The organism is Aestuariivirga sp., assembly GCF_044239095.1.
Taxonomy (GTDB): domain Bacteria; phylum Pseudomonadota; class Alphaproteobacteria; order Rhizobiales; family Aestuariivirgaceae; genus Aestuariivirga.
Genome location: NZ_JBIICB010000011.1, coordinates 1 through 25,422 on the forward strand (window position 1 = coordinate 1; position 25,422 = coordinate 25,422).

The following is a 25,422-nucleotide window of genomic DNA, read 5'->3' on the forward strand; positions in this document are numbered from 1 at the left end:
TGACAGTCGGCGGCGGAAACGGTGAAACTGATACCATTGCGCATCCTTTCAGATTCGCACGTCAACAAGCCGTTGGGAACCTTCAATCGGACTCTTTTGTCCCGGCCAATCCACTAGCATTGGAATTGTCGGTCATGGCATCAGGCAGTGCCGCATCACGTCCTCTTGTGACCTGGCCATCGCGATGAACGCCGGATGAATTCTGCATTCTGATCCCGTTCAAGAGATGGTCTTTAATTTTCCTGCCAACGAGATTAACATGAACTCGTTGAACATAAGTCAACTAAGGGGAAATCACATGCCTAGTGCCAAGTTTTCGCTTACCCTCGCTGCCGCCACCATGATCCTTGCCGCGGCACCGGCCGAAGCCTCGCCTCGCAGCTATCAATTGATTTGCAAGGGTGGTGGCGCAATGCTGGCCACAGTCAAGTCCAATGCCACGATTTCCCTCCGCTTTTCGCCAGGTGGTGATGCAGGCGTGGTGCAAGCTGGACAATGCACATGGGTTGACCGCGGCTTCCGCGAAGGCGAGCCCAACGTGTTGTCGCTGGCGGGCGACCGCGATGGTACCGCCTACCTCTTGGACAACATGCTTAGCGGCGATCGTTTCTACGTGCATGTTTACAATGATAGCAACGGCCGCATGGTTGTCACCCGCACCGGCCTCTGACCGGCTCCCTTGATCCTTGGCGACGCCTCCCAAAGGCAGGGAGGCGTCTTCCGGGGGGGCATGATGCCTCCAAGCCAAGCTCGTAACATGCGCTTGGACGATATGAAGCAGTTCGCGACCTTACGGCAATGCTTGGTGCCGCCATTCCCATGGAAACGGCTGCATCACTATTGTCATCGCGAGGTCCTCAGTCTGCCGCACTGCCAGAATAGCTTCCAAGATCTCCGGCGCGAGAAGTATCGCTTGTCCTCAGCGCGGCCAGCAGCGCCAGTGCCGGGTCATTCATCGTGTCTTGCCTCCTTGCAAGTTGCGCGTTGCATCACCGCTCTGTGGGGTTAACAGGTCGGCAGAACTTTCTCCCCGGTCAGCAGATAAAGAACGAGACTGAGGCGCCTTCAGGCGAATGAGCCCGGCCACAAGAATGCAGCCGAGTTCGGCGAGGTGTTCGGCTGTCGCATCATGTGGGCCGGGTCTGGGAATTTGCCGCAGGCGGAGCGTTCCATGCGTTTCTGCCAATGTTTTGCAGATGTGGTTCCGATCTTGATTCAGGAGGTCTTGATGCATGAATTGCGGCGCAGAGACTTGCCTAGAAGCGGTCCTCACGTCATAGATTACCTCTCCCAGATCCCAAGACGGCGGACGAATACATGATCCCTTTTCAGACTTTTGCGCACCTCGCAAACATTGACCTCGGCACGCCGCAGCCAAAGCCCACCTCGGTTGAAGGAAACCAGGTCGAGGCCGCAAAGACGCTTTGGACATCGCCGGACGGGCTAGCGGAAGTGGGTATCTGGGAGTGCACGGCGGGACGGTTTACTGCCAACCGCGACACGAATTCAGAGATCTGTCACATCATTTACGGCAGGGTCACTCTGCACGACGCTGACGGGCGGACTCAGGATGTGGGACCAGGCGAGATGCTGGTTCTTCCTATCGGCTGGAATGGCGAGTGGACACTCCACGACACAACGCGAAAGATCTATGTCATCAAGTACGAGAAAGCCTGAGCTCACAGGGCCGGATCTCGCAGGATGGCCTGCAATCAACTTTGGTGCTGCATTCGCCGGGCGTGATTCTGTTCCGGCTTGAGGCTTGATCGCGAAGCCGCTTTCGCGCTCGAAGACCTGTCAGCTCGCTTTCGGAGGCATTTCCAATTGCTCTTGCCATCGTCGCCCATCTGCGGTGATGTGGATAAGCAAGGATGCCGATCTCTGAATTGGCGTCCGCACAAGCGGGAGGACAAGATGCATACAGTTATCAGAACCTACACTGGCAAAGGCGCCGCCGAAACTGTCGATCTCATCATTGCCAACAAGCGTGAAGTTAGAAAGATCATGCATGCAGTGAAAGGTTTCGTAGATTATTCGTTGATCAAGACCGAAGATGGCGGGTTCTCTGTCACGGTCTCGAAGAACGAGAAGGCATCCGAAGCCATTACTGCGGCAGCACGTGAATGGCTGCTGGCGAGGAAGGCCAAGGCGCCAAAGGTGATGGCCGGCAAGGTCAGCCTGAGCGTGGTCGCGCCTTGATATTGGGATAGCAGGGTGAGGGGCAAGTCATTTCCCCTCGCTCATCCATCGTTGGGTGCGATCCCCTTGTGGATTGCCGCCAGTCCAGATCGGTTCTGACGAAAGCTGGTAACGGTCCTGGTAGTCTAGTCATACAAAAGGCATTCGAGCGCGTGGGCTGGATTGTGACCGCAACCGCCGCAAGGTCGGCCTGATCTTCTATTCTGTCGCGCTCTCGTCTGGCACAGGTTTGCCCTGCGCCTCGATTCAGATTTCAGCTTGCTTGACCAATTCAGCCTGCGTCTCGCTCCCGTCGCCGCAATTGGACAGGCTGGTCGTATGGAGGAACGCGGCTTAGAGATCGGTGAGCAGTTCACGGCAGCGGCCGAACAGCTTCTCCTTAATCACGCCCTTCGCGCAGCGGCGCTCAACCTTGCTGATGGTATGCCATGCAGAAAAGCGAAAGTTTTCAAGGCGTTCTGCGTTAATCCTGGCTAGCACAATCTCGCATAGGCCCTCGGAGTCCAGTCCCCGGATGGTCGCGCTGGCTGAAAGCCTCCCGCTTTGTGAAACGAGGCGAATATCCTCAGATCCCTGCACGATCTGATAGGCAGGCGAAGGCCAGTCGTTCGGAACGAGCACCTCCCGGCAGGTGGACGGCGCCAGAGAATCGTCCAGCTTCAACAAGAAATTCCGTGTACGAATGATTTATCCACTACCGGTAATCACGCAGCGCCTATTTTCTAACCGGTAATTCACAAAGCGTATGAGAAGCAGCATAGTACCATCAAGAACGGCAATCGACGGGTTCAGCGGAAGGAAGCCCTCGGGCCCGGTGAAGGCCTGCCTTGTCATTCGTATACATGGGAAAAGCTCCGCGGCGTGACCTACGTAATAGATGGTGTTGTAGTGTGCGAGATTGCGGACCTTATTCGGGGCGCGGCGGCTAGGCGCGAGCGCGTTGCATGCATCGAAACCCCGCTGCCGGGTTTCCCCATCCGGGCGGTACAATGCAGCAATGGCGAATTCCTGCTGGAGTTGGATAACTTCATTCGTAAAGAAGAGAGGTCAGGGGTAGCGCCAGTCGGACCGGTCGGGCCAGTGGCTCAGCAAGTCCCCGCCGCAGTATAGATGACTATCCGATCTCAAATAGATGAGTTAGTGAGTAATGTCAGGTTATTGTCACTCGTCGAGAGATGGAGGTTTCCCGCATAGCGGATCACGGTACCGGTAAAGTAGGGGGGTGCCGCCAAGGTCGGCGGGTTGGCTGGCTGAATCCAGTCTCCCTTGTATTCGAGGTCGGTTCCTATGATCCGCCAAGTGGTGTTGAGATTGAGCATTGGAATTCGGTTCCTGTTGCCCGCCAGGGCGTAGCAGGTCTGTTTGTTGAAAGTAACGACGCTGCCCCGTGCACAAAACGTAAAAGTGCTTCAAGGCAGATAATCCATGGTTGTTGCACCGGCCACGATTCTGGAAGAAGCAACAAACGCAAGTGCGAGACCAACTGAAACGAGCGTATCATGAACGCGTCTCATCAGTAGCTTCCGATAACCAGTCTCGAGGTGCCTGCATAAGTTCTGCGGATTCGTCTGGTTGGAATTACAGGGATGTGTCGATGCAACTTCAGCTTGGCAGATGATCGCTTCAATGCGCCTGTAGCCTAAGGTATGAAGCGATCGCTGGACATGATGTTTACGTCGGTAAGGTTCTCGGGCCAGGACTTATAGGCGCTCAGGATGTGATCCGCCCCAGCTTGGCGATGATCCTCTCGTCGGTCTACCAGCCGTGGCCAGCTGATCACCTCGGCCCAGGCCGGAACAGCCCGGCGACCAAGGCCGTCAGCTATGTCATGGCAGGAGACATGATCCTGACTTGGAATCGACTTCGCGAAGTGACCCGGCTTCTCAGTCTGTGTAGGCTCAACAAAATTGGGTCAGTTGAGAGGCTTCAGGGTAATGCCTATTCACGGCATTTCTGATCGAGCAGTATCTGCAGCAGCCTTTCAACGACACGTGGTGCAGAGAAGTCCCGCTTTACTCTTTCGTGACCCGCCAGTCCCAAGTCTGATTGCAGGGTTGGCGAGGAGTGCAGGCGGCTCATTGCCTCGGCAAGTGCCACGCTGTCACCCTCCGGAACCAGAAGCCCATCCGTTCCGTTGCGGATCAGGCGGCCCGGCGCACCTGCTTGGTAGGCGATGACCGGTCGGCGCTGTGCCCATGCCTCGATGACCGTTCTGCCGAATGTCTCCGGTCCACCGGAGTGTGAAACCGAGGTTACGAGAACGGCCACGCTATCCCGGATCAGAGGTCGGGGGTCAGAGACATGATCATGGAGTTCGAAGAGCCTGCTGATACCGCGCGAAGTCGCTACTCCTTCGATTTCGCGCTTAAGTGCGGCGTCGGCACAGCATCCATAAGAGGTTACGTTGATGCCGATCCCTCGCCGGTGGAGTTCGGATACAGCGTTCAGCAGAGAGAGATGTCCTTTCCAGGGATTGACTGTCGCCAGGTGCAGCATTGGACCTGAACCTGTGGAATGCGGGCGAGCATCCTCCTCGATTACTGCCATATCCGGCACGATGTGGATCGACCGTTGATCCGTGGTTTGCGTGGGCAGGTATCCGGGCCGCTCGAGGACAACTTCATGTGGCACGATGATCGCTGCATCTGGCAGTTGCGCAAGCAGGCTGTCAATATCGAGCCATTGAAAGTCCCTGACATAAATGAAGGCCCGCCGATCTATCTGTGGTAGGAGCCTTCGCGCTTGGGCAAGAATCCGGGCGGAGTCATAGGTGTTGACGATAATCACGTCGGGCTGCACCTGTATCCACACGCTCATGAGCGTGAAGGCGGCCTGCGCCAACACCTCTCCGTCCCGGGTATCAACTCGGTAGATCCTCAGGCGGGAATGTCCAACTGCCTCCAGCGCCTCTATGTGGATGCTGGATTCGGCAAGCACATGCACCTCGTAAGTATTCGGGAGATGCGCGACGATGGTTTCAACGCTCCGTTCTGCGCCACCATACCCTGGTGCAGCGGACAGGAAGAGCAATTTGAAGCTAGCTGTCATTGAATGCGCTGGAGTATATTCTTGACGCAGGTTGGAGTAGGCGATTTCGCCATCAGTCAGTTCGCGAGCGGTATGGCTGAGCGTTCATGTCCTGCTATCGGCTGCCCCTCAGCCTCCCGACCAATGCCATAAAGCTCGCGTCGAAAGGTGCGTAAGTCTGTTGTAGCATATCCCGGAAGCGGGGTCTGAGCGGTGCCTTGCGCCAGCGATGAAACCGACTCGGGTCCGCATTTTCTATGAAGGCGGCCAGAGCTGCTGGTTCCGGAAACTGGCGCGCGTCGATGTAACAATCATCGCCTGGCGCAAACTCTGCTACGTTGGGTGCGCCGAGATAGATGGGGATAGTTCCTGCGATGAAAGGCTCAAAGAATTTTTCTGTGACGTAGTCAGGTTCTATCGCGTTCTCGAAGCTCAGGGTGTACCGGAAGTTCCGCATCGCCACGAGCTTGCTCTCGGTTCCACGGTCATCGTCCAGTACTCTGTTTTTCATGAAGCGGCCAAAGGATGCGACCTCCATGTGCTGCATGAGAGCCGCCATGTACTCGCAGCGGTGGCTCTTGTTTACGCCACTGGAAATGAAGGCACAGCAGAGTTCGGACCGGGTGCTTGTGGCAGCGTCCTGATAGCCGGTGAACTGGTCAGGGTGAACATAGGGCGCCCAGATATCTGCCGTCTGACGATAGGAGATCTCGGCATCGAAGAGTCCGCGGAAGGCCGGTTCGAACTGCGAGGGATAGTTGACAGCACTCTCTGCGGTCTCGAGTAGCCAAATCTGGGAGTGGGGTGCATTGCGGCGAAGTTGAACGACATGGTCATGGTAGCCGCGCCCGAGCAGGCTCGGCGCATGGGCGACGACCACGTCCGCCGCGAAAACGCCATCGTAGCCGAAAGAGACCTCGGCGAGACCGTTAAGGCTAAACCACGGCTTCGGGCCTCCAAACCATGGTGCTGAGTAGATGTATGACACTCTCACGATGGAGGGCTCCGGAAGATGAAGGTGTTGAGGTCGTAGTTGCTTGGGGCTGGAGCTGCAATAGCATGTATGGTTTGCTAGATCGCCTCAGACAGTAGCGCCAGACAACCTTAAGAGGATATAGGTTACCATTGTGGAATTCAGTCCCGCCGATGTAATGCGTTGTTGACAGAATGGCGCCGCAGAAATAGCCTAACCTTATTGTAAAGGAGAGAACATGCTTCAGACATCAGTAAACCAGTCCGTTCAAAAGGCGGTACTCGCTCAGATTGCCAAGGGTGGATATCTGTGCCCGTCTATTTCTTCTCTGAAACTCGAGTCAGTTGGCAAGGTCGGCCCGCTCGCGTTTGCTGGGAACGTTCCCTGATAACCGCCTTTCCGCTGCAATAGCGGACATCCCGTTTGCAGCATGACAAATTTGAGCGCTTCTCTGATTGTAAGAGATGAGGAGCGCTTTCTTGCGACTTGTATTGAGTCCTTGCGTGGCCATGTCGATGAGGTCGTGGTCGTAGATACCGGGTCTACAGATAGTACGGTAGAAATTGCTGAGACTGCCGGTGCCCGGGTCTTGCGCTTTGATTGGACGGGTAGCTTTTCTGATGCGAGAAATCATTCACTCGGGGCCTGCCGCGGGAATTGGGTTCTCTATATTGATGCTGATGAGTGCCTGTTTATGCCGCCAGGAGTGGCGCTAGGCGAAGAGATAGATAGGCCCCGCTGGGCGGCAGCCATGGTGAAGTTCCGCCCGAAAACTGGTTATACCCGCTACTGGGAGCACAGACTCTTCCGCCGCGATCCGGAGATCATGTTCGAGGGTAAGATCCACGAAACGCATGTTCATTCTGTCTCCGCATATGCGGCGAGGCGCGGGCTTGAGATTGGCAGGGCCGATGTCCTTATCAATCACTTCGGATACGATGGCGACCAGTCCAGGAAGCACCCGCGCAACCTTCCGCTTCTTCTCGATAGCATCGCTGTCAATCCCGAGCGACCTTATTTCTGGTACCACCTGGCTGAAACCTATGCGGCTCTGGGACAGAGCGGAGAAGCCCTCCAGGCTGGCTTAAGAGGACTGACCGTTGCCGGCGGTAGCGCGAGTGATAAGGAGGCGGCTGATGTCAATCTCCTTGCGCAAGTGGTAGCGAGGCTGCAGATTGATTCAGGTATTGATCCCTCCCCGGTGATCGATCCAGCGCTCCGGCGCTTTCCGGGAGACTACGCAATGATGTTTCTCAAGGCCCGTTGGTTCGTCGTTCATGGTCGCCCGAAGGAGGCTGTCGCACTGCTCGATCATCTCTTATCCATCGATCCGACGATGCTCCCACCCGCACTGATGGCTTTCGATGAACAGATCTTTGGAGTTTTTGCCCGCGAACTCAAGGCAGCGGCGCTCGTGAAACTCGGTGACATTGCAGGTGCTGCCACGTTGATCCGGCAGCCGGCCGAGGAATCGTCCAAGCGGATCTCATGACCGCCGCTCCGAACCTTATCTTAACGCCGAAAGCGATTGTACCGAAAACCCTTAACCTCGTCTATGTTCATCAGCCGAAGAAGCTTTGGCATTCAGACATCGAGGCCATCGCCGAGAAGATGAAGACCATCGCGCCAGAGATTAAAATCATAGGCGTAATGACGGATCAATCAGCGGACGTTATCTCCCCGGCTGACTGGTCGAGGCCCACGCTGACGTTCAGTTTCGGGCGCATCAGACGTTTCATTCCTCCGCGCGGCCCGGTTTATGAGAATCGCTTCGTTTCAAAACTGGACCAGTTCCGGGCATTTCGCAGACTGGGGATCCCAACGCCACATACAGCCCCTTACCAGCACGGCATGGATCTCAATCCAGCTGACTGGGGTCCCTTTGTGATCCTGAAGCCGAGTGACCCAGCGAAAACTTCGAGCGGACTCTATCTGCAGGTTTTCCGTACTGCCGCTCTCAGCGGCCGCCAATTGCCGCACGATCATCCCAGCCGAAGACTGCCAATGCTGGTTCAGCAATGGATCGACACCGGCGACAAGCTGACCGTCTACCGTTGTCTCACGCTGTTCGGCGCTGTACTCTACGGTTCACGCACACAACGGATTGAGGTGCGGCCTCCACTTGATTCACCGGATGACGTTATCGAGGCAATGCCATCAGAGTCGGACCGCGGGCAGAATACGCGTACGCATGACCGTTCACTGCTGGAGTTTGCCTTGCACATGGCAGAGGCCTTTCCCCGGCACCCCATCCTTGGATGTGACATTCTCCGCGAAGACAACACGGGAAGGTTTTACGCACTCGAGGTCAACGCGGGCGGCAATGTGTGGCATTTTTCGTCTCCAAGGACCGCCCGCTGGCGCACATTCGAGCAGACGCACAGTCTCAAGACGGAGTTCTGTTCGTTCGAGATCGCGGCCGAAGTGCTGGCAAAGAAAACCCGCCTTGAGGCGCGTTGAGCCACTGCTATGAAAGAGACGATGTCCTCGAATCGCATCAGTCGTGCTGTGTTCATAACGCCGGTGCTGCCACTTTGGAGCGGCATGGGCCTTGCGATGCGCGCGGCTGTCCAGCTATCGGGCCTTGCCCGGGCCTATGAGGTAACCGTCATCCTCGTACCCGTCATCGTCACAGACAACGGACTACAACGCTTCTCCGCAGACTTCCCGAACACGCCACTCGAAGTGATCGGCGGCCCTGAAGAGGCGGACGCCTACTTCACGATGATCTCCCGGCTGCGCGATCCGGCAGAGCAACTCTTGCATTTCGAGCGCTACGGCAACCCCTCCCTGGCCGCATCCATCACGGGCAAGGTCGTGAGGCAGGTGGCAGCGTGCGTTGAGCGCCGCGGAGCTGGAATGGTGCATGTGTTCCGGAGCTATCTCGCCGCAACGATCGACGATGTGCCAGGCCACATCCTTCGTTCCATCGACCTCGACGAGGACGATGTGACATCCTTCCTTTCCTTGGCCGGCGTCCACGCCGCGTCGGGGCAGTCCCTTGCCGCCCGCTTGGCCATCCTTGAGGCCGCCGCCTTCGACAGGCTGCTCGCGCAGAAACTACGCTCGTTCCGCGCCATCACCCTCGCCAATCAGGAGGACGTGCCGCGCCTGGCATCGCGCCATCCTGGCTTGCCGCTCCGCCCGCTTTCCAATTGCGTATCCGTGCCGCACCTCAACGCGATTACACCAAAGTCTCGTCCGGCGGGCAGGAACATTCTGTTTGTTGGCTCGCTCCGCTATATGCCCAATGTGGACGGCCTGCTGTGGTTCATCCGGAACGTTCTTCCGCGCATCTCTGGCGCGCGGTTGCGCATCGTGGGACATGCGCCGCCGCGCTCACTGCTTGCGCATGCACGCAAGGGCAGGGTGGAGTTCATGGGCTACGTTGAGGATCTTGCACCTGCCTACCGCGACGCAGCACTGGCCATTGCACCGATGCGCTCGGGCGGCGGTACGCGACTGAAGATCCTGGAAGCGGGTGCGCATGGCGTTCCTGTGGTCGCATGCCCGCAGGCCGCTGCCGGCCTCTGGACGACGGAACCACCCTGGGGCCTGATTGCCGCCAGTGCGCATCGTTTCTCGCTGGCCTGCAGGCACCTGCTGGAGAACCCGCACGAGGCTGTTCGCCTTGGCAGACGTGGCCGCCATGCCGTGCGGCTGCGTCACAGCTGCGAGCACATCAGGGATGAATGGACCAGTTTGTTTCATGAAGTTGAGAAGGAATCAGAGGTATGAGCATTTCCGAAACGGACGTCTTCCAGAAGGCCGAGGGGTTGTCTTTCACGGATATCCCCGACGGCCTTGCCGTCAACGACGCGGATGGGGAAGCGATTCATTTCCTCAATCCTGTCGCCAGCGCTGTTTTCCTTCTCTGCGACGGTGTCCTTGCCGCTGCTGCCATTGCTGCGATCCTCAAGGAGGAGTTCGCGCTCAATGAGGCGCCCATTCGGGATGTGCTCAATTGCCTGGCGGAACTTGAAATCGAATCCATGATCCACAAGGTTGCCTGATGACGGAGAGCGGCATCCCGGGTTTGTCCGCCGCAGAGGAAGACTTCCGGGCCTCGTTTCGCGAGGCAGTGGGTGAGGCTCGTGATGCATCGCTGTCACAGGCAGGCCTCCTGCCCCGGGGGATCGTTATTCCCGCCGGTGGCGCGCGGATGTTCACCTGCGCCTGGGTAGCGGTACGCATGCTGCGTGACTATCTCGGATCGAAGCTTCCGATCCAGATCTGGTACATCGGGCCGGAGGAAATGTCGTCGGCAATGTCCGCCCTGATGGCCAGTCAACAGGTCGAAACGATCGATGCGCGCCAGTACGCTGATGACGGCGTCGAACTGGGCGGCTTCGAGCTCAAATCGCTGGCACTGCTGAAGTGTTCTTTCCGGGAGGTCGTTCTCTTGGACGCGGATAACGTCCCGCTGATCGATCCTGCCGTCCTGTTCGAGGATGCCGCCTTCCTAGAAACTGGAGCCGTCTTTTGGCCGGATCTCGTGTCAATCGCCGCCTCTTCCCGAATCTGGGACTTGTGTGGCGTCAGCTACCGGGCCATGCCTTCCTTCGAAAGCGGGCAGTTGGCGATCGACCGCACGCGACATTATCCCGCGCTCGCCCTTTCCTGGTTCATGAACCGGAACTCCCGGCTCGTCTACCAGCACATCTATGGGGACAAAGACTGCTTCCTGCTGGCTTGGTTGGCGCTTGGTCAGTCTTTTCACTTGGTACGGCATGGCGCCAAGCGGCTGTATGGCTGCATTTGCCAGCACCATCCCGATGGACGGCGCATGTTCCAGCACCGGTGCCAGCGCAAGTGGAAACTGTTCGGGGAGAACCCCGGGATTTCGGGCTTTGCCGCCGAGGAGGCCTGCCTCGGTTATCTCGCAGAACTGAGGACACTCTGGAACGGACGTGTCTTTCGTCCGCCAGCCTGCGACGGCGAAATGCAACTCATCGTAGAGGCCTTAACGGCACAACGCCACTTCCGGCTCGAGACGGTATCGATCGGCGTCGAGCATGTGGAGTTCCATCCCCACAATCTTCTGGTCCGCAATACGGCTCCTGTGGGTACATGGTGGCTGGCGCGTGAGGCCGGGACGGTCGTCCTGGAACTGGGCGATGATCATGTGACACAACGTCAGTTCATGCGCCGGGGCCTTCGGGAATGGCGAAGTACCCCTCCTTACGCTGACACGCAGGAACTTATACTGACCGCCGAGGATGACCCTTCCGCTCTCGCGCCGGAAGGGCACAACACTCAGAGTATCTTCTCGAGTTTTAAAAGCTGGCAACGCAACTACGACAGAGTGAAGGATGCCACGTGAAACTATAGACTGCTTCGCAAGCGAGCCTTCCCCTGCTTCTTGTGCTTACGCCGATGAAGAACACCGCGGCCTTCATCGATAGTTGTTCTGCTAGCCTGCTCCGCCCCGGCCTCCCAAGAGATCTGATTTCCGCCGCGGTTCTCGAAGTCGACAGCACAGACGGCACGCGGAGCGACTGACGGAAAGACTGTCCCGTGTCGATGTGCACTTCCGGCGGATCGGCTTGTACAAACGGAACTACTGCATTGACTTACCGGCCCGCGCAGCCGCACACGGCGGCCACCTGCCAGTTCGATCTCAGTCAGGCCGCCATCCGGAGTCTCCACTCCATCGGAATGGGCGAGTGGGCACACGTCGGTCGATGAATATGACCTTTGGTATGAGACCAGACATGATTCGGCCTTGCTGGGCGGAGACGGATGCAGGCTACATCTCTCGCCCAGATCCGGCTAGGTTTCGGCTGCCGGGGTGGGACATTCAGGCGATCCTGCCGCCAGATCCACTCCACCCGCTTATCGTTGACCACCCAGCCCGACGTGCTGCGCAGAAGAGCTGCCATCTTCCAGTGTCCCAGCCGGCCATGCACCCGGGCCGGGGCCACAAGGCCGTCCGTTAGTTGTTTCTCGTCCTCCCGGCCCCGCGGGATCCTGCGCTGTGTTGAACGGTGCTGGCCGAGTGCCGCAAAGGCCCAGCACTCCGTGATCGACAGAGCCTGCCGGGCTTGCGCGATACACGCCCGGCGCCGCGCGGGGCTCAGCAGTTCCGCTGGCGCTGACCTCCGGTTCCCAATGCCGCCTCCTTCAGAATGAGCTTGTCCAGAGTGAGGTCCGAGACCGCCTTCCGGGGCCTGGCATTCTCAAGCTCCAGTGCCAGCCTCTTCAGCCGCTTCTCCTAGTCCAGCATCACCCCGCGCCACCGGTAACGAGTTACCTCGGTTAACCAAATCTGTCGAACCGCATCAGTTACTGGTGACCCGTGTGAGGCAGCGAGATGGACTTACCGCAGCTTGGCGACGATCTCTTCAGACTTGCGCTTCTTCCTCTGCATGTTCTGATCGTCCTTGAGGCCATGATTCTGAACCCGCTAGCACCGCGTGATGCTGCTGACGTAGCTTAACTCTGAGTTCGCTCATCTTCATGTCTTCATTCTTCACGAACATGATGAAATTCATATTTGTGTTGTTGAATATGACTTCGCCAACACTGCTTATATCCACTGAGGGACTCAAGACGTCTAGAGACTGCAGTTTTTCGAGCAACCGGGAGGTTTGCTGGGCCAGAGACATATCCAGCGCCGCGTAGGTTTCACCCAAGGGGCTCTTGGGCTGGATCGTGGAAATCGCCATGGCCTGGCGCCACATCTCTTTCGAGAGATAATGAAGGGAATGCTCCACATAGCCGCCGACCAGGGCATCGACTGCATCCTCGGCACTCCGGGGCGGATCAGCAATGACGCACTCCCCCGCCTTCAGCACCTCCTCAACCTCGAGCGAGACGATGGCGACGAGCAGGTCGCCCTTGTTGCGGTAGTAGTTGTAGATCGTTCCGGTGGCCACTTCCGCCGCCGTGGCGATTGCTTCCATCTTGACGTCTTCATAGCCCTGTTCGCGGAACAGCCTGCTCGCCGCCTCGATGATGCGGTCGTGCCGGTGGGCTTTCTGCTTCTCCCGGAGGCCTGACATTGCATCAGTGTGCCGGATTTTTGGAATTGACTCAACTTTGTAATTCGTTCAACTTTTCACCAAACAGGGAGAAACGCAAAATGATCAGCCGTCTTACGCGCCGTCTCTTCGGCGCATCTCTTGCTGCTTTGGCTCTTACGGGAACATACGCAACAGCCTCTGCCGCGGACCTCAATGCCCTGGTCTGGTGCGACCATGCTGATCCCAACCTGCTGAAGCCCTTCGAGGATGCCAATGGCATCAAGGTGAATGTGAAGGAGTTCGAGGGCACCGGTGCCGGTCTGGCCCTCGTTGAGCAGTCGCAGCCCGGTGACTGGGACGTGATGGTGATCGACACGGTGGACGTGCGCCGCGGCGTGGAGCGCGGCTTTTTCGAGCCGCTTCCCGAAGACAAGCTACCCATTGCCGACATTTTCCCAGAGGTGCTGATGGACCAGCATTCCAAGATTGACGGGCAGCGCTACGGCATTACTGAGAAATTCGGATACAACACCATCGGCTTCAACAAGTCGAAGGTCGATGCGGCAGACATGGAGTCGCTCTCTGTCCTGACCAACGACAAATACAAGGGCCGCCTGGCGATCTATGACTATTACCTGCCAGTGATGGGCCTCGCCGCCATGTCCATCGGCAAGAAGACCTCCGAACTCACCGAGGCTGACCTTCCGGCGATCAAGGACGTCCTCCTCAAGATGAAGGCCAACGCCAAGGCGGTGACAGACGTGGTCGCCAGCCAGACGGCGCTTGCCACCGGCGAGGCAGACATCCTCGTCGGCGGAGGCGAGTGGGTAACGGCAGGCATTGCCAAGGAGAACCCGGACCTCGACTTCTCGATCCCCAAGGAGGGAGCCGTGCTCTGGTCGCAGTCACTCGCCATGTTCAAGGACTCCACGAACAAGGAAATGGCGCTGAAGTTCATCCAGTATATCCTGAGCCCAGAAGGCCAGGCGCGGCTCGCCACCTCCTCCTGTTATTGGGGCATGCCCGCCAGCAAGACCGCGGCCCTCTCAGACGAGCAGAAGAAGATCCTGCGCTTTGACGAGCAGGCCGGCTTCCTGACGCGCGCGCTAGGCTATCCCGCTCCCTCGGAGGATCTCGACAAGAAGATGCAGGACGTTTGGACCGAAATGATCCAGGCGCAGTGAGCGCATCTTCCGCAACACGGATCGGCTGGGCCAGCGTCACACCGGCATTGCTGTGGACGCTGGTCTTCTTCGTTGTGCCATTTATCGCCATGGGCGTCGTGAGCCTTTACCCCAAAGGCATGGCGGGCATGAGCCTTGCCAACTATACGCAGTTTTTCACCAATCAGAGCTACTGGCGGGCACTCACCAATTCGCTTGAAGTGACGCTTCTGGTTACGTTGCTCTCCGTTCTGCTCGCCTATCCCTTTGCCTGGATTCTCGCCTTCATCGTGCCGGAGCGCTGGCAGCGGCTGGCGCTGATGCTGGCCGTTCTGCCTTTCTGGACCTCCTATGTGGTGCGTTCCTACTCCTGGCTGCTCGTGCTGGCGGAAAAGGGCGTGGTCAATTCCACCCTGGTCAACCTCGGCCTCATCGCTGAACCTTTGCAGATCGCCAATACACGCGCCGCAACGGTGGTGGGGTTCGTGCATTTCTTCGTGATGCTGCTGACGCTCACCATCTATGCCAACCTCAAGCAGCTTTCTCCAAACTACCGCAAGGCGGCTGCAGATCTCGGTGCATCTGGCGTTCAGACTTTCATTCATGTGATCCTGCCGTTGACGCTTCCAGGCATCATGGTGGGTGCCTTCCTTACCTTCGTTTTGGCCATTGGCGATTACATCACGCCGCAGATTCTGGGCGGCAACAACGAGCTTCTCATGCCGCAGCTCATCATGATGCAGATCGGAAGACGGGGTGACTTCGGCTCGGCCTCGGCCCTGTCGCTGATCCTCATGGCCGTCGTCACTCTCGCCTATCTTGCCTGCGCGCGCTGGCTCAAGCTCGAGAGGGCATGATGATGCGGCCGCTCGCCATCCTTTATGCTGCCATGCTCTATGGCTTCATCTTCCTGCCTGTGGCGGTGCTGGTGCTGTTCTCCTTCCAGGGCACGCTGTTCCCCATTCCGCCTTTCAACGGACCCAGCCTGCGCTGGTATGCGGCGGTGCTGGGTGACGCACGGCTCACCTCAGGCCTCGTCAATTCCATTCTCGTCGCGGTCGTCACATCCGCAATCGCCACGTTTCTGGGTTTTCTTGCCGCCTGGGGCCTTGCGCGCTTTCACTTGCCAGCTTCCGCGCTTATGCGGGGCCTCATCACGCTGCCCCTCACCGTCAGCTATCTCATCATCGGAATGGGGCTTCTGATCTTTTTCAACTGGATCGGAATACCAAAATCGCTTGTCGCAGCGGGAATAGGTCATGTGGTCATCAACCTGCCGCTCTGCTTCGCCATCATCTACAGCCAGATGGGCGAGCACCAAGCCAATATTGAGCGCGCGGCGCGCGACCTTGGCGCATCGGAGGCTAAGGTGCTTCTGCTGGTCACTGCCCCAATGATGTGGCCAGCCCTGTTTGCGAGCTTCTTCCTCTCAATGACGTTTTCCTGGGATGAATTCGTGATCTCGTTCCTGCTTACCCGCTTCGACACGACACTCCCCGTGGAGATCTGGAACCTGCTGCGCGCTGGGCTCAACCCCAAGACCAATGCAGTGGGCGCGCTGGTCTTCGGGGTGTCCATCGTGCTTGCTATCATCTTCGAATTTGTTGCACTCCGGAGGCGCGCCGCATGACGGCCCTCGTTTCCATCGAAGACGTCTCCCATAGCTTTGGCGCAACGCGCGTGCTGGAGGCCGTGACGCTCGCACTCGAACAAGACAGCTATACCGTGCTGCTTGGGCCTTCAGGCTCCGGCAAGACCACGCTGCTCTCCATCCTCGGCGGGTTTCTCACCCCAGAACGGGGCCGCGTGCTCATCAAGGGCATGGACTGCACGGGCATGGCGCCGGCCAAGCGCCCAACCGCCACCGTGTTCCAGGACTATGCGCTGTTTCCGCACATGTCGATTGGCGCAAATGTTGGCTTCGGCCTCCGCATGAGGGGAGTTGCCAGGCCAGAGCGCGACGAGAGGGCGCGCGCCATGCTGGACGTGGTGGGGCTGGCCTCTTCATTCGGCAGGAAACCGCATCAGCTGTCCGGCGGCCAGCGCCAGCGCGTGGCCCTTGCCCGAGCCCTCATCGTGGAGCCCGCCGTGCTGTTGCTGGACGAACCGCTAGGGGCCCTCGACCTCAAGCTCCGCCGCCAGATGCAGGACGAGCTCAAGGCCATCCAGAAGCGCGTCGGCACGGCCTTCATACATGTGACGCACGACCAGGAGGAGGCGATGGCGCTTGCCGACCATGTGGTCGTCATGAACCATGGCCGGATCGAAGACCAGGGTACGCCGGAGCGGGTTTACGCAAGGCCTGCCACGCGCTTCACCGCCACCTTCATGGGCGAGAGCACCATCGTTCCGGGGACCGTCTTCAACAGCATGATCGACACCCCGCTCGGCCGCTTTCCCGCGTCCCCCGGCGCCGCCCATGTGGCAATCAGGCCGGAGCATGTCTCCCTTGGTGGGCCCATCCCTGCTGTGGTGACCGATGTGGTCTATCAGGGCAGCTTCAAGCGCGTGACGGCGCGCACCGGACATGTCACCCTGCTGGCAAGACTTCCCGCAGAGACCGCAATCGGCGCCGGACAAGAAGTAACGCTTAGCATCAATGCTGCGCATGCGATCGTACTGAAGGACTGATCTTGATGGAACTCCGCGTCAGCGCAAATGAATGGTATGAGACGATCGCCTTCGCCGATGGCGTGACGCTGATACATGAGCCTTGGATCAAGCCGTTCTACCGCTGCAACATGTGGCATGTGCGGGGGCGGGACAGGGACTTTCTGTTCGATTCCGGGCTCGGCCATGTCAGCCTGCGCGCTCATGTGCCGCTCGTGTCCGGAAAGCCACTCGCTTGCATTGCCAGCCACACGCATTTCGATCACATCGGCTGCCATCATGAATTCGGCGCCTGCTGGGTTCATGCCGCAGAAGCCGCGATCCTCGCCGATCCGCGCAATGAATGGACGCTTGCGGATCGCTATGCGACCGACCAGATGTTCGACCGCCTCCCCGAGGGCTGGGACCAGTCGCGCTATCATGTGAAGCCCGCCACCATTGGCCGTTTGCTGGAACACGGTGATGTCATAGACTTGGGCGACCGCGCCTTCGAAGTCATTCACACGCCCGGCCACTCACCGGGCGGTATCGGTCTTTTCGAGAAGAAGACCGGGATCTTCCTGTCGGGCGACATTGTCTATGACGGGCCTCTGATCGACGATGCTTATCACTCCGCTATCCCGGCCTATGTTGAGACCCTCGAGCGTTTGCGCAGGCTGCCGGTATCAATCGTCCATGGCGGGCATTTTCCAAGCTTTGGCCCTGTGCGCTTCCGCCAGATCATCAGCGAATATCTCGCAGGTCAGAGGAAGTCCGGCTGCCATCTCAGTGGCTGACCGCGCCGGCAGTGCCATTCCGTGCTAAGCCTATTCTTATCACGTTACATAATTCAGTGTGGGTCGCATACGGCAGAACAAGCGCGATTCCGTACTGGGCCTGACTCTGGAGGGTTTCACAAGTCATCGGCGGACTGAAGCGGCGGGCGATCAGTTGAGATCACTGGAGGATTTACGTTCCAACCGTGCCATCGCCCCACCGAAGGCTGGGGTCCCGCTTTCGGTCAGCATGTGCTGCAACAGAAGCGGGATGATAGCTTTCGCTGGCATGGCGGCGAGAATTGGGAGTTGATCACAAAGGACCGCCCGCGGCTCAAGCAGAATGTTTCTGGACTTTCTTCTTCCTCAAGCCATCATGTATACGTCTTGAACAAACCATCAGAGAACAGTTAGTCCAAATATGAAGATGATGTTTCAGATTGCCGATATCTCCGTTGAGGTCTCGGCGGACCAAGAGGTGCTCGGACTCTTCGCACGATATGTAAGCTCGGCTGTCTACGCGATTCCGCCAAAGCGGCATCTCGCCGCCTCGGTTGAAACCACCAGTGCAGGCTATCGTCTTGCCTCAGGCAGAACCGAAATCTCTCCCGACTTCGCAGCCGAGGCGTTATGGCTCGAAGTTGAAGAGACCGTGCGGTATCTCCTGCGGGACTGGCTGCAGATGAGGGGCATCTGTATCGCGGCCGAAGACGGCTGGGTGCTCGTGACGGGAGACGATCAGCGCGCACTTCGACTTGCGGCGGTCGAGGCGATGGACAGCGGACTGCACGTAGCGTCTACCACGGGAGTTTGCCTCAAGGCCGGAGTGGCTCTACCCTATACACTTCCGCTCCACATGATGCACAGCGAGTTGCGGCAGATAGACCCCAGTGGCCTGAGGTTTGCCCAATTCAGTATCTTTCACGATGAGATGGGCTGTAGACGCTGCGTCATTTGTCCGTCAGATTTCGGTAACATGTGGCATGTGCCGGATCTGCCGCTAAGCAGGATCGTCGTTTTGCAGTGGAACGAAGGTGGGAGTGCCCACTCAGGCAGACTACCGGCGCACAGGAGACTCGAGCTTTTCCTGGAGGCTACCCATCTCCCAGACTCGCTAGAGGTCAGGGAGAGAGTAGCCCTTGTTACCCAAGCCAAGCAGCTCGTAGACATGGTCCCGGTTTACAGGCTCCAGGTCGGCCGGCTGCCGGATTTTCCAACGGCACTGTCGGCATATCTGTCGGGCAGCCGGGAACATGCATGATGATGACGTCCTGCGCCACCCATGGCTGATAGAATTGGAGGAGGTTGCGATTCCGCTTTTCGTCCCCGTGCTTTCCAAAGTTCCTGACTGGATTGAGAAAGCATGGCTGCGATGAGCGGCAGAGATTGGATGCGCTTTGCCATTCCTCGCCGCCGTGATTTGCATTCTCTCTCTCTTGTTGGTGCGAAGCCCTCTCGTCCTATCCATTTTTCGACCCCGAGCCTGAAATCCCCCGTGTCAAGCTGGGATGAGTGTCCACGGCAGCGTAGAATGAGAGCGCCGTCTTCCGGGATGCACGCCCAGGGTCTGCATGCTGGAAAGGCTGGCATTGTCCCGTTGAAATTCAATCTGAAAGAATCGTCATGGGCAGCGACACTATGGTCCAGAGGGAAACACCCATCGAACCCCCGGGAACTCCTCAGATCGAGTTCCATTTCAGCAGACAGGACGGAAATGCTTGAACGCGCACCGGACCGCCAGTCTTGACGATGCCTTCTCAAAAACGGGGGAATGGCGAGCGCTCACTCTTCCGGATTTGCCAACATGTGCAACAGCGGCCTGTCAACCGCCAGCCTCCTGCGAGCGTGGCTGATTGGCCGCTGTCCCTTTTGACTTCGTCATGCAACTGAAGCAAAGCTGGCCTGGTATTTCACTGCTGAATGGCCAGCCTTTACTTCGCCGATAACGTATCTTCCTTAGCTGGTCCTGCCCCGCGCCTGCCTCAGACGAGGAGCGTCTTCGCTATGGAAGCACCCAGCGTGTATTTCGGGTCCACCATGTTGCCGAGCCGCACCTTGCCTGCTTGGGTGAGCAGCATGTATGCGTCGAGCTCGGTGAAGCCGTAGTCCTGGGCCATCCAGCGAACGAGTTCGCGGTATGCGATGCGCGCGGCGTCTTCCATGGGGCGGCCCGAGCCGATGGTCATGATGCGCTCGGCGTTCTCGAGACGGGCCCATTTGAAGGTCCAGCCCTTGATGAGATCGACTTGAACGGTGGTGACGGTCGGGTGCTCGATCGCCACACCGCAGAGCTCGCCATCGCCCTGTGCCGCGTGGCAGTCACCGAGGTACAGGAGTGCGCCCGGGGCGTTGACAGGGAGATAGATGACGGCGCCGGGGGCGACGTCGGGTAAGTCCATGTTGCCGCCGTAGTAATCGGGCTGGAGCGAGGTGATGGCCTCAATCTCGGGTGAGGTGCCGATGGTGCCGATGAAGGGTTCGTAGGGCAGCGTGATCTTGTCGTTCCACTTCACACCCGTGACTGGATCGACATGGACCTTCTTTACGATTTCCGGCAGCGGCGCGTTCAGCATCGCCGTTTCACCGGTGCCGACGAGGCCGCCGAATTCCGGGATGAGGCAGGTCGTGCCGGCGGGCTGCGGCCCACGCGGCCGGATTTCCTTGATATAGACCGCGAGGCAATCGCCCTTCTCGGCGCCGTTCACATAGATCGGGCCGTTCTGAGGGTTGAGATAGGGAAAGTTCAGGATCTGGCTTGGCACATCCTTTTCGCTCTTGATCTGACCCTCGAAGGCGTCATGCGTCTCGACCGAGATCTGCGCGCCGGGATCGACACTCAGCACGGGCTTCGCATAGGGGCCGTAGACATAATGATACTTGCCCTGATCGGCCTCTGTCATGTTGTAGGTCTTGGTGACCTTACCCTTCGCAAGAGCCTTGCGCGACATGATCGAGTGTTCCAGCCAACCCATTTTCGTCTCCCTTTTCTCTTGCAACGAAGCCATTACACGGCGAGATATTTCCGGATTGTTTGCCGGTTGTCCAGTTCATGCAGATTGAGTTCCGCCACGATGCGGCCCTTGTCCATCACGTAGCAGCGCTGCGCGATGGCGCGGATCAGATCCAGATTCTGCTCGACGAAGACGATGGTAATACCCGTCCTGCGGTTGAAGTCCACGATGATGCGGCCGATTTCCTGCACGATCGAGGGCTGGATCCCCTCTGACGGTTCATCGAGCAGGATCATCTTTGGTCCGCCAATCAGCACACGGCCGATGGCAAGCTGCTGCTGCTGGCCGCCGGACATGGTGCCGGCACTCTGCGCGGCGCGCTCCTTCAGGATGGGGAAGAGCTCGTAAACCTTGTCATAGGCAGAAGGCTCGGCACGGCCGCACATGGCCTCGCCCACCTGCAGGTTTTCCCTCACCGTCATGCGCGGGAAGACGTCGCGGCCCTGCGGCACATAGCCGATGCCGAGCTTGGCGCGGCGGTAAGCCTCGAGCTGGCCGATGGAGCGGCCACCAAAGCTGATCTCGCCCGACATGGTGCCGATGAGTCCAATGAGCGTCTTCATCAGCGTCGACTTGCCCACCCCATTGCGGCCGATGACGGCAACGATCTCGCCCTCGCGCACGCTGAGGTTCACGCCCTGCAGCACGGGTTTTCCGCCGTAGCCGGCGCGCAGGTCCTTAACGTCCAGAATGGTGTCAGCCATGATGCTCACCGAGATAGATGGCGGCGACGCGCTCGTCGGCGACGATCTGGTCGATCGTGCCTTCCGCGAAGACGCGGCCGAAATGCAGGACTGTGACCCGGTGGGCCACCTGGCGCACGAAGTTCATGTCATGCTCCACGGCAAGCACCGACATGCCTTCGGCATTGAGCTGCTTGACGATCTCGCCCGTGGCGTAAGTCTCCTCCGGCGACATGCCCGCCGTTGGCTCGTCCAGCAGCAGAAGCCTGGGCTTGAGGCTGATGGCCATGCCGATCTCCAGCCATTGCTTGAGGCCGTGGCTCAGGAAACCCGCCTGCTGGCTCGCCACTGGCTCCAGCTTGAGGAAGTTCAGCACCCCATCCACCTCGCGGTCCAGCACGGCGGGCGAGACATGGTGCTGCAGCGCGATCTCCAGGTTCTGGCGCACGCTGAGTGCCGCGAAGATACCGGGCACCTGGAACTTGACGCTCATGCCGCGGCGGATGCGCTCGAAGGGTTTGAGCGCGGTGATGTCCTGATCGGCGAAGAAGATCTGCCCGCTCGAGGGGCGGTGCTCGCCCAGCACAAGGCGGAAGAAGGTGCTCTTGCCCGCGCCATTGGGGCCGATAAGGCAGTGGATCTCGCCGGGTTTCACCGTGAAGTTGACGTCTGCCGTGACGTGCAGGCCGCCGAAATGCTTGTTGAGGTTTCGCGTTTCAAGAAGTGACATGGGCCTAGTCCCCGTTCCGGAGGAGGGAGCCTAGCCAGCCGCCCAGCGTGCCGATGAGGCCGCGCGGCGCCACCAGCACGGTGACGACTAACAGGAGCCCCATGACGATCAGCGCATATTGGCTGCCGTAAATGGTGAGTGCCTGGAACACCGAGAGCACGAGCAATGTGCCGATGAGTGTCGCCGTCAGATCCGCCCGGCCGCCGACCGCCACCCAGATGATGGGCAGTGCTGCCGCCGTAATGCCCATGGTGGAGGGCGTGATGTACTGGCCCCAGCTGGTGTAGAGAACGCCGCTCAGGCCCGCCAGCGAGGAGCCGATAATGAAGGCGGCGAGTTGGTACTTGCGGATGTCGTAGCCCAGCATTTCTGCGCGTTCAGGGTTCTCGCGCAGCGCCACGAGCACGTTGCCGAAGCGTGAGTTCACCAATATGCGAAGGCCCAGATAGACGAGGATGACGAGCCCCAGCACCACATAATAGAGCGTCACGTCCGGATAAAGCTCGATGTCGCCGCCGAACCACGGGATGGTGAGGCCGGGCATGCCACTCATGCCGTTGAAGCCGTTGAGGCGGGCTGAGCCTACCGCCCATTCCGGACCCGCCGTCTGCGCCATGAAGCGCTCCAGCGCCAGCGTCACCGAGAGCGTGACGATCCCAAGGAACACGCCGCTGATGCGGCCGAAGAACAGGAAGTAGCCCAGCACCGCCGCGAAGACCGCGGCGATCAGCACGGCGACAATCACCGCGGCGATGCCAAGGCCATAGGCCGCGCCGAAATTGATGGTGAGGATGCCGTAGCTGTAGCCCGCCACGCCGAAGAAGGCCGTCTGCCCGAAGGAGAGCGAGCCGCCGTAGCCCCAGATGAGGCTGAGGCCCAAGGCCATGAAGGTCCAGTTCAGGAAGTAGACACTGTTGCCGACGGTGTAGCCGTCGCTGGTCAGCGGATAGACGACAGCCGCCAGCAGGACGACGATGAAGCCAGCCCAGAACAGCTTGCCGCGGCCCATCGTCTGCGGGCCCTCGAGGTGTTTGAAGATACGCGCGAGTGCCATTCTCAGGTCCTGTCCTTCAGGATGAAGCCGGTGATGCCCTTGGGCAGCAGCCGGATGACGATGATGACGGCGATGAGCAGGCCGATCTGCCCGAAGAGCTGGCCTTGCCAGGAGGTGAGCCCCGCCTTGATGACGGCAAGCAGTGCCGCCGCGGGTGCGGTGCCGAGGAAGACATCCGCCCCGCCGACGACGACGGTGACGAAGGCCTCCATGATGAAGGTGGAGCCCATGGTGGGAACGAGCGTCATGGTCGGCGCGTAGAGCCCGCCGGTGAGGCCAGCGAGTGCTGCGCCAATGCCGAAGGTGAGGGCATAGACCTTGCGCGTGTCGACCCCGAGCGCATTCGCCATTTGTGGCACCTGTATGGTGGCGCGGGCGAGCACGCCAAAGCGCGTCTTGTTGAACACGAGATAGAGCAGCACCAGCACGAGGACGGCGGCGGCGATCAGCACCAGCCGGTAATAGGAATAGGACAGCCCGCCGACGCTGAAACTGCCGAGCGGCGTTCCCACACCCTGCATGGTGGGCCCGAAGAGAATGAGCGTGCCTTGTGAGGCGATGAGGCTGACGCCCCAGGTGGCAAGGATCGAATCGAGCGGGCGCGTGTAGAGCTTCTGCACCACCAGCCGTTCGAGAATGATGCCGACGACGCCGGCAAACAGGCTGCCGCAAAGAATGGCCAGCGGAAGCGGAACGCCCGCGCGCACAGCGAAGACCGTGACATAGGCGCCGCACATGATGAATTCGCCATGGGCGAGGTTGATCACCCCCATCATGCCGAAGATCACCGCCAGCCCGCAGGCCGCCAGCACGAGGAATGCGAAGGCATCCCCGAACTGGTAAAGCGATGCGAACACGAAACTCAGCAATTCCATCCGCCGTTTCCCCCGCTGCGCGGCCTTGCCCCTTGTAGCGGGGCCTTGATTATTGAGCTTGGGGCCTGCCCGAAGGCCAGCCGTACCGGATAGGAGGGGCGGCACATGCCGCCCCTCCCGATGTCAAACGCCGATCAGGGCTTCGGCGGGGGATTCGAGGGCGTATACTGCTCGCTCGGGTCGTTCTTGGTCAGGTCGCAGCCGGCATCACCCAGCCAATAGGGCTTGATGTCCGTCCACACCTTCGGGAACTCGATCTTGTGTTCCTCGGTTACGCGGGCGAGGAAGATCGTGTGCGACATGTGCTGGCTCTTCGGATCAAGGCAAACCTTGCCCGAGGGACCGTCGAAGCAGACATCGCCCTGGCCCAGAACCTTGAGCAGGTCGGCACGGTTGGTGGAGCCATTGGCGCGCTCGACCAGCTGCTTGTACAGGTTTATGGCGATATAGGAGTTCGCCGCTTCCTGGTTCACATAGGGCTCATCCGGATACTTGGCCTTGAACTTGGCCAGGAACGCCTTGCCCTCGGGGGTGTCGACTTCCTCGATGTAGTTCGTCGTCACATACATGTTGGCGAGGCTCGGCGGCTTGAAGCGCTTGTGCTCATAGCCCTGGCCGACGTTCACCGAGGAGGCCATCGGCAGGCCCACGTTGGCGGAAGCTGCCTGCTCATAATAGGAGGCCTGAGCGGCACCCACCAGCAGCGTCACCACGAAGGAGGGCTTCGCCGTCTGGATGTTCTGGATGGTCTGCGAGAACTGCGAGACGCCGAGCGGGATGAACTCTTCACCCACCATGGTGCCGCCATTCTCCTTCACGATGTTGCGCACCCACTCAGCCGAGATCTGGCCGAAGTTGTAGTCCGCGGCGATCGTGTAGACGTTCTTGCCGTACTTCTCCATCATCCAGGGGATGAGGGTGGAGAACTGCTGCTCCGGCACCGCACCCGTCACGATCATGTTGGCGTCGCAAACGCCGCCTTCATACTGGTTGTTGTAGAAGGCCAGACCGTCGAACTGGTTGACGATCGGGCGGTAGGCCTCGCGCGAGGCGGACGAGAAGCCAGCGAAGACGACGTCAACCTTGTCCTTCTGGAGCACGCGGCGCATGAACTCCTGATAGCGGTTGTTGTCGGACTGCGTGTCATAGACCACGAGTTCGATCGGGCGGCCGGCAATGCCGCCGGCCTTGTTGATCTCCTCGGCCGCCAGTTCGATCGCGTGCACCTTGCCGATGGTCGCGGCGGCGAAGTCGCCGGACTGGTCCTCGAGCACGCCGATCTTGATCGGGTCGGCCGCCAAGGCCGCCGATGCTGCCGCCGCTGCGCCCGCAAAGGCCGCTGCGCGGATTAGGTTCTGAAACATTCTAGCCATGTCT

25 protein-coding genes and 1 pseudogene are annotated in these 25,422 nt (G+C 59.3%); 15 read left to right on the forward strand and 11 right to left on the reverse strand.

The window, feature by feature from the left end; translation table 11 throughout:
• Window positions 1-298 precede the first annotated feature (298 nt).
• The 3 genes from ACILRA_RS01990 (at window position 299) to ACILRA_RS02000 (ending at window position 2,199) form a co-directional block, all read left to right on the forward strand.
• The gene (locus ACILRA_RS01990) at window positions 299-670 is read left to right on the forward strand and encodes a hypothetical protein (protein ID WP_395660417.1); all 372 of its coding nucleotides are present in this window, start codon (window positions 299-301) and stop codon (window positions 668-670) included.
• A 647-nt stretch (window positions 671-1,317) separates the two neighbouring features.
• Window positions 1,318-1,677: a cupin domain-containing protein gene (locus ACILRA_RS01995; protein WP_395660418.1), complete on the forward strand. Its 360-nt coding sequence runs from the start codon at window positions 1,318-1,320 to the stop codon at window positions 1,675-1,677.
• A gap of 237 nt (window positions 1,678-1,914) precedes the next feature.
• Window positions 1,915-2,199 carry a hypothetical protein gene (locus ACILRA_RS02000; RefSeq protein ID WP_395660419.1) on the forward strand — a complete coding sequence of 95 codons (285 nt, stop codon included), beginning with the start codon at window positions 1,915-1,917 and terminating at the stop codon, window positions 2,197-2,199.
• A 333-nt stretch (window positions 2,200-2,532) separates the two neighbouring features.
• Here the strand turns inward: ACILRA_RS02000 and ACILRA_RS02005 are convergent, their stop codons facing one another.
• The 4 genes from ACILRA_RS02005 to ACILRA_RS02020 form a co-directional block, all read right to left on the reverse strand.
• The gene (locus ACILRA_RS02005) at window positions 2,533-2,862 is read right to left on the reverse strand and encodes a hypothetical protein (protein ID WP_395660420.1); all 330 of its coding nucleotides are present in this window, start codon (window positions 2,860-2,862) and stop codon (window positions 2,533-2,535) included.
• 461 nt (window positions 2,863-3,323) lie between these two features.
• Window positions 3,324-3,518: a hypothetical protein gene (locus ACILRA_RS02010; RefSeq protein ID WP_395660421.1), complete on the reverse strand. Its 195-nt coding sequence runs from the start codon at window positions 3,516-3,518 to the stop codon at window positions 3,324-3,326.
• A 619-nt stretch (window positions 3,519-4,137) separates the two neighbouring features.
• A complete protein-coding gene (locus ACILRA_RS02015; RefSeq protein ID WP_395660422.1) occupies window positions 4,138-5,247 on the reverse strand; it encodes a glycosyltransferase family 4 protein in 1,110 nt (369 codons plus the stop codon).
• A 94-nt stretch (window positions 5,248-5,341) separates the two neighbouring features.
• Window positions 5,342-6,214: a glycosyltransferase family 10 domain-containing protein gene (locus tag ACILRA_RS02020; RefSeq protein WP_395660423.1), complete on the reverse strand. Its 873-nt coding sequence runs from the start codon at window positions 6,212-6,214 to the stop codon at window positions 5,342-5,344.
• A 415-nt stretch (window positions 6,215-6,629) separates the two neighbouring features.
• On the opposite strand from ACILRA_RS02020, the pseudogene ACILRA_RS02025 reads away from it, so the two are divergent.
• The 6 genes and pseudogenes from ACILRA_RS02025 to ACILRA_RS02050 all read left to right on the forward strand — a co-directional run.
• A pseudogene (locus ACILRA_RS02025) lies at window positions 6,630-6,926 on the forward strand (glycosyltransferase family 2 protein); the annotation flags it as partial.
• A 24-nt stretch (window positions 6,927-6,950) separates the two neighbouring features.
• Window positions 6,951-7,691: a tetratricopeptide repeat protein gene (locus ACILRA_RS02030; RefSeq protein ID WP_395660444.1), complete on the forward strand. Its 741-nt coding sequence runs from the start codon at window positions 6,951-6,953 to the stop codon at window positions 7,689-7,691.
• Window positions 7,688-8,659: a hypothetical protein gene (locus ACILRA_RS02035; RefSeq protein ID WP_395660424.1), complete on the forward strand. Its 972-nt coding sequence runs from the start codon at window positions 7,688-7,690 to the stop codon at window positions 8,657-8,659. Before ACILRA_RS02030 ends, ACILRA_RS02035 begins: the two co-directional genes overlap by 4 nt.
• Before the next feature lie 21 nt (window positions 8,660-8,680).
• On the forward strand, window positions 8,681-9,937 hold the full coding sequence (locus ACILRA_RS02040) for a glycosyltransferase (protein WP_395660425.1): 1,257 nt from the start codon (window positions 8,681-8,683) through the stop codon (window positions 9,935-9,937).
• On the forward strand, window positions 9,934-10,212 hold the full coding sequence (locus tag ACILRA_RS02045; RefSeq protein WP_395660426.1) for a PqqD family peptide modification chaperone: 279 nt from the start codon (window positions 9,934-9,936) through the stop codon (window positions 10,210-10,212). The genes ACILRA_RS02040 and ACILRA_RS02045 overlap by 4 nt, the downstream gene beginning before the upstream one ends.
• Entirely contained in the window at window positions 10,212-11,522 is a 1,311-nt protein-coding gene (locus ACILRA_RS02050) for a hypothetical protein (protein ID WP_395660427.1), read from the forward strand. The genes ACILRA_RS02045 and ACILRA_RS02050 overlap by 1 nt, the downstream gene beginning before the upstream one ends.
• A 1,021-nt stretch (window positions 11,523-12,543) precedes the next feature.
• Here ACILRA_RS02050 and ACILRA_RS02055 read toward each other — a convergent pair.
• Window positions 12,544-13,203, reverse strand: coding sequence for a TetR/AcrR family transcriptional regulator (locus ACILRA_RS02055; protein ID WP_395660428.1), 660 nt, complete (start codon window positions 13,201-13,203; stop codon window positions 12,544-12,546).
• Between the two features lie 80 nt (window positions 13,204-13,283).
• Here ACILRA_RS02055 and ACILRA_RS02060 point away from each other — a divergent pair, with 80 nt between their 5' ends.
• The 6 genes from ACILRA_RS02060 to ACILRA_RS02085 all read left to right on the forward strand — a co-directional run bounded on the left by ACILRA_RS02060 (window position 13,284) and on the right by ACILRA_RS02085 (window position 18,953).
• A complete protein-coding gene (locus tag ACILRA_RS02060) occupies window positions 13,284-14,348 on the forward strand; it encodes a spermidine/putrescine ABC transporter substrate-binding protein (protein ID WP_395660429.1) in 1,065 nt (354 codons plus the stop codon).
• Window positions 14,345-15,184 (forward strand): ABC transporter permease, encoded by an 840-nt coding sequence (locus ACILRA_RS02065; RefSeq protein ID WP_395660430.1) that lies wholly within the window; start codon window positions 14,345-14,347, stop codon window positions 15,182-15,184. Before ACILRA_RS02060 ends, ACILRA_RS02065 begins: the two co-directional genes overlap by 4 nt.
• The gene (locus tag ACILRA_RS02070; protein ID WP_395660431.1) at window positions 15,181-15,957 is read left to right on the forward strand and encodes an ABC transporter permease; all 777 of its coding nucleotides are present in this window, start codon (window positions 15,181-15,183) and stop codon (window positions 15,955-15,957) included. Before ACILRA_RS02065 ends, ACILRA_RS02070 begins: the two co-directional genes overlap by 4 nt.
• A complete protein-coding gene (locus ACILRA_RS02075) occupies window positions 15,954-16,958 on the forward strand; it encodes an ABC transporter ATP-binding protein (protein ID WP_395660432.1) in 1,005 nt (334 codons plus the stop codon). The genes ACILRA_RS02070 and ACILRA_RS02075 overlap by 4 nt, the downstream gene beginning before the upstream one ends.
• Before the next feature lie 5 nt (window positions 16,959-16,963).
• On the forward strand, window positions 16,964-17,713 hold the full coding sequence (locus ACILRA_RS02080; protein ID WP_395660433.1) for an MBL fold metallo-hydrolase: 750 nt from the start codon (window positions 16,964-16,966) through the stop codon (window positions 17,711-17,713).
• 400 nt (window positions 17,714-18,113) lie between these two features.
• On the forward strand, window positions 18,114-18,953 hold the full coding sequence (locus ACILRA_RS02085; protein ID WP_395660434.1) for a hypothetical protein: 840 nt from the start codon (window positions 18,114-18,116) through the stop codon (window positions 18,951-18,953).
• Between the two features lie 721 nt (window positions 18,954-19,674).
• Here ACILRA_RS02085 and ACILRA_RS02090 read toward each other — a convergent pair.
• From ACILRA_RS02090 to ACILRA_RS02115, 6 genes are all read right to left on the reverse strand, one after another.
• Window positions 19,675-20,664, reverse strand: coding sequence for an acetamidase/formamidase family protein (locus ACILRA_RS02090; protein ID WP_395660435.1), 990 nt, complete (start codon window positions 20,662-20,664; stop codon window positions 19,675-19,677).
• 32 nt (window positions 20,665-20,696) lie between these two features.
• Window positions 20,697-21,410 (reverse strand): urea ABC transporter ATP-binding subunit UrtE, encoded by a 714-nt coding sequence (gene urtE, locus ACILRA_RS02095; RefSeq protein ID WP_395660445.1) that lies wholly within the window; start codon window positions 21,408-21,410, stop codon window positions 20,697-20,699.
• A complete protein-coding gene (locus ACILRA_RS02100; protein WP_395660436.1) occupies window positions 21,400-22,116 on the reverse strand; it encodes an ABC transporter ATP-binding protein in 717 nt (238 codons plus the stop codon). Before ACILRA_RS02100 ends, urtE begins: the two co-directional genes overlap by 11 nt.
• A gap of 4 nt (window positions 22,117-22,120) precedes the next feature.
• Window positions 22,121-23,170 (reverse strand): ABC transporter permease, encoded by a 1,050-nt coding sequence (locus ACILRA_RS02105; RefSeq protein WP_395660437.1) that lies wholly within the window; start codon window positions 23,168-23,170, stop codon window positions 22,121-22,123.
• 2 nt (window positions 23,171-23,172) lie between these two features.
• Window positions 23,173-24,045 carry a branched-chain amino acid ABC transporter permease gene (locus ACILRA_RS02110; protein ID WP_395660438.1) on the reverse strand — a complete coding sequence of 291 codons (873 nt, stop codon included), beginning with the start codon at window positions 24,043-24,045 and terminating at the stop codon, window positions 23,173-23,175.
• A gap of 134 nt (window positions 24,046-24,179) precedes the next feature.
• Complete coding sequence (locus tag ACILRA_RS02115) at window positions 24,180-25,418, reverse strand: urea ABC transporter substrate-binding protein (protein ID WP_395660439.1); 1,239 nt, start codon at window positions 25,416-25,418, stop codon at window positions 24,180-24,182.
• Window positions 25,419-25,422: the final 4 nt, after the last annotated feature.

Coding starts and splice junctions, on each gene's coding strand:
- ACILRA_RS01990 (WP_395660417.1), top strand. CDS start 299: ATGCCTAGTGCCAAGTTTTCGCTTACCCTCGCTGCCGCCACCATGATC.
- ACILRA_RS01995 (WP_395660418.1), top strand. CDS start 1,318: ATGATCCCTTTTCAGACTTTTGCGCACCTCGCAAACATTGACCTCGGC.
- ACILRA_RS02000 (WP_395660419.1), top strand. CDS start 1,915: ATGCATACAGTTATCAGAACCTACACTGGCAAAGGCGCCGCCGAAACT.
- ACILRA_RS02010 (WP_395660421.1), bottom strand. CDS start 3,518: ATGCTCAATCTCAACACCACTTGGCGGATCATAGGAACCGACCTCGAA.
- ACILRA_RS02015 (WP_395660422.1), bottom strand. CDS start 5,247: ATGACAGCTAGCTTCAAATTGCTCTTCCTGTCCGCTGCACCAGGGTAT.
- ACILRA_RS02030 (WP_395660444.1), top strand. CDS start 6,951: ATGGTGAAGTTCCGCCCGAAAACTGGTTATACCCGCTACTGGGAGCAC.
- ACILRA_RS02035 (WP_395660424.1), top strand. CDS start 7,688: ATGACCGCCGCTCCGAACCTTATCTTAACGCCGAAAGCGATTGTACCG.
- ACILRA_RS02040 (WP_395660425.1), top strand. CDS start 8,681: ATGTCCTCGAATCGCATCAGTCGTGCTGTGTTCATAACGCCGGTGCTG.
- ACILRA_RS02045 (WP_395660426.1), top strand. CDS start 9,934: ATGAGCATTTCCGAAACGGACGTCTTCCAGAAGGCCGAGGGGTTGTCT.
- ACILRA_RS02050 (WP_395660427.1), top strand. CDS start 10,212: ATGACGGAGAGCGGCATCCCGGGTTTGTCCGCCGCAGAGGAAGACTTC.
- ACILRA_RS02055 (WP_395660428.1), bottom strand. CDS start 13,203: ATGTCAGGCCTCCGGGAGAAGCAGAAAGCCCACCGGCACGACCGCATC.
- ACILRA_RS02060 (WP_395660429.1), top strand. CDS start 13,284: ATGATCAGCCGTCTTACGCGCCGTCTCTTCGGCGCATCTCTTGCTGCT.
- ACILRA_RS02070 (WP_395660431.1), top strand. CDS start 15,181: ATGATGATGCGGCCGCTCGCCATCCTTTATGCTGCCATGCTCTATGGC.
- ACILRA_RS02075 (WP_395660432.1), top strand. CDS start 15,954: ATGACGGCCCTCGTTTCCATCGAAGACGTCTCCCATAGCTTTGGCGCA.
- ACILRA_RS02080 (WP_395660433.1), top strand. CDS start 16,964: ATGGAACTCCGCGTCAGCGCAAATGAATGGTATGAGACGATCGCCTTC.
- ACILRA_RS02085 (WP_395660434.1), top strand. CDS start 18,114: ATGAAGATGATGTTTCAGATTGCCGATATCTCCGTTGAGGTCTCGGCG.
- ACILRA_RS02090 (WP_395660435.1), bottom strand. CDS start 20,664: ATGGGTTGGCTGGAACACTCGATCATGTCGCGCAAGGCTCTTGCGAAG.
- ACILRA_RS02100 (WP_395660436.1), bottom strand. CDS start 22,116: ATGTCACTTCTTGAAACGCGAAACCTCAACAAGCATTTCGGCGGCCTG.
- ACILRA_RS02105 (WP_395660437.1), bottom strand. CDS start 23,170: ATGGCACTCGCGCGTATCTTCAAACACCTCGAGGGCCCGCAGACGATG.
- ACILRA_RS02110 (WP_395660438.1), bottom strand. CDS start 24,045: ATGGAATTGCTGAGTTTCGTGTTCGCATCGCTTTACCAGTTCGGGGAT.
- ACILRA_RS02115 (WP_395660439.1), bottom strand. CDS start 25,418: ATGGCTAGAATGTTTCAGAACCTAATCCGCGCAGCGGCCTTTGCGGGC.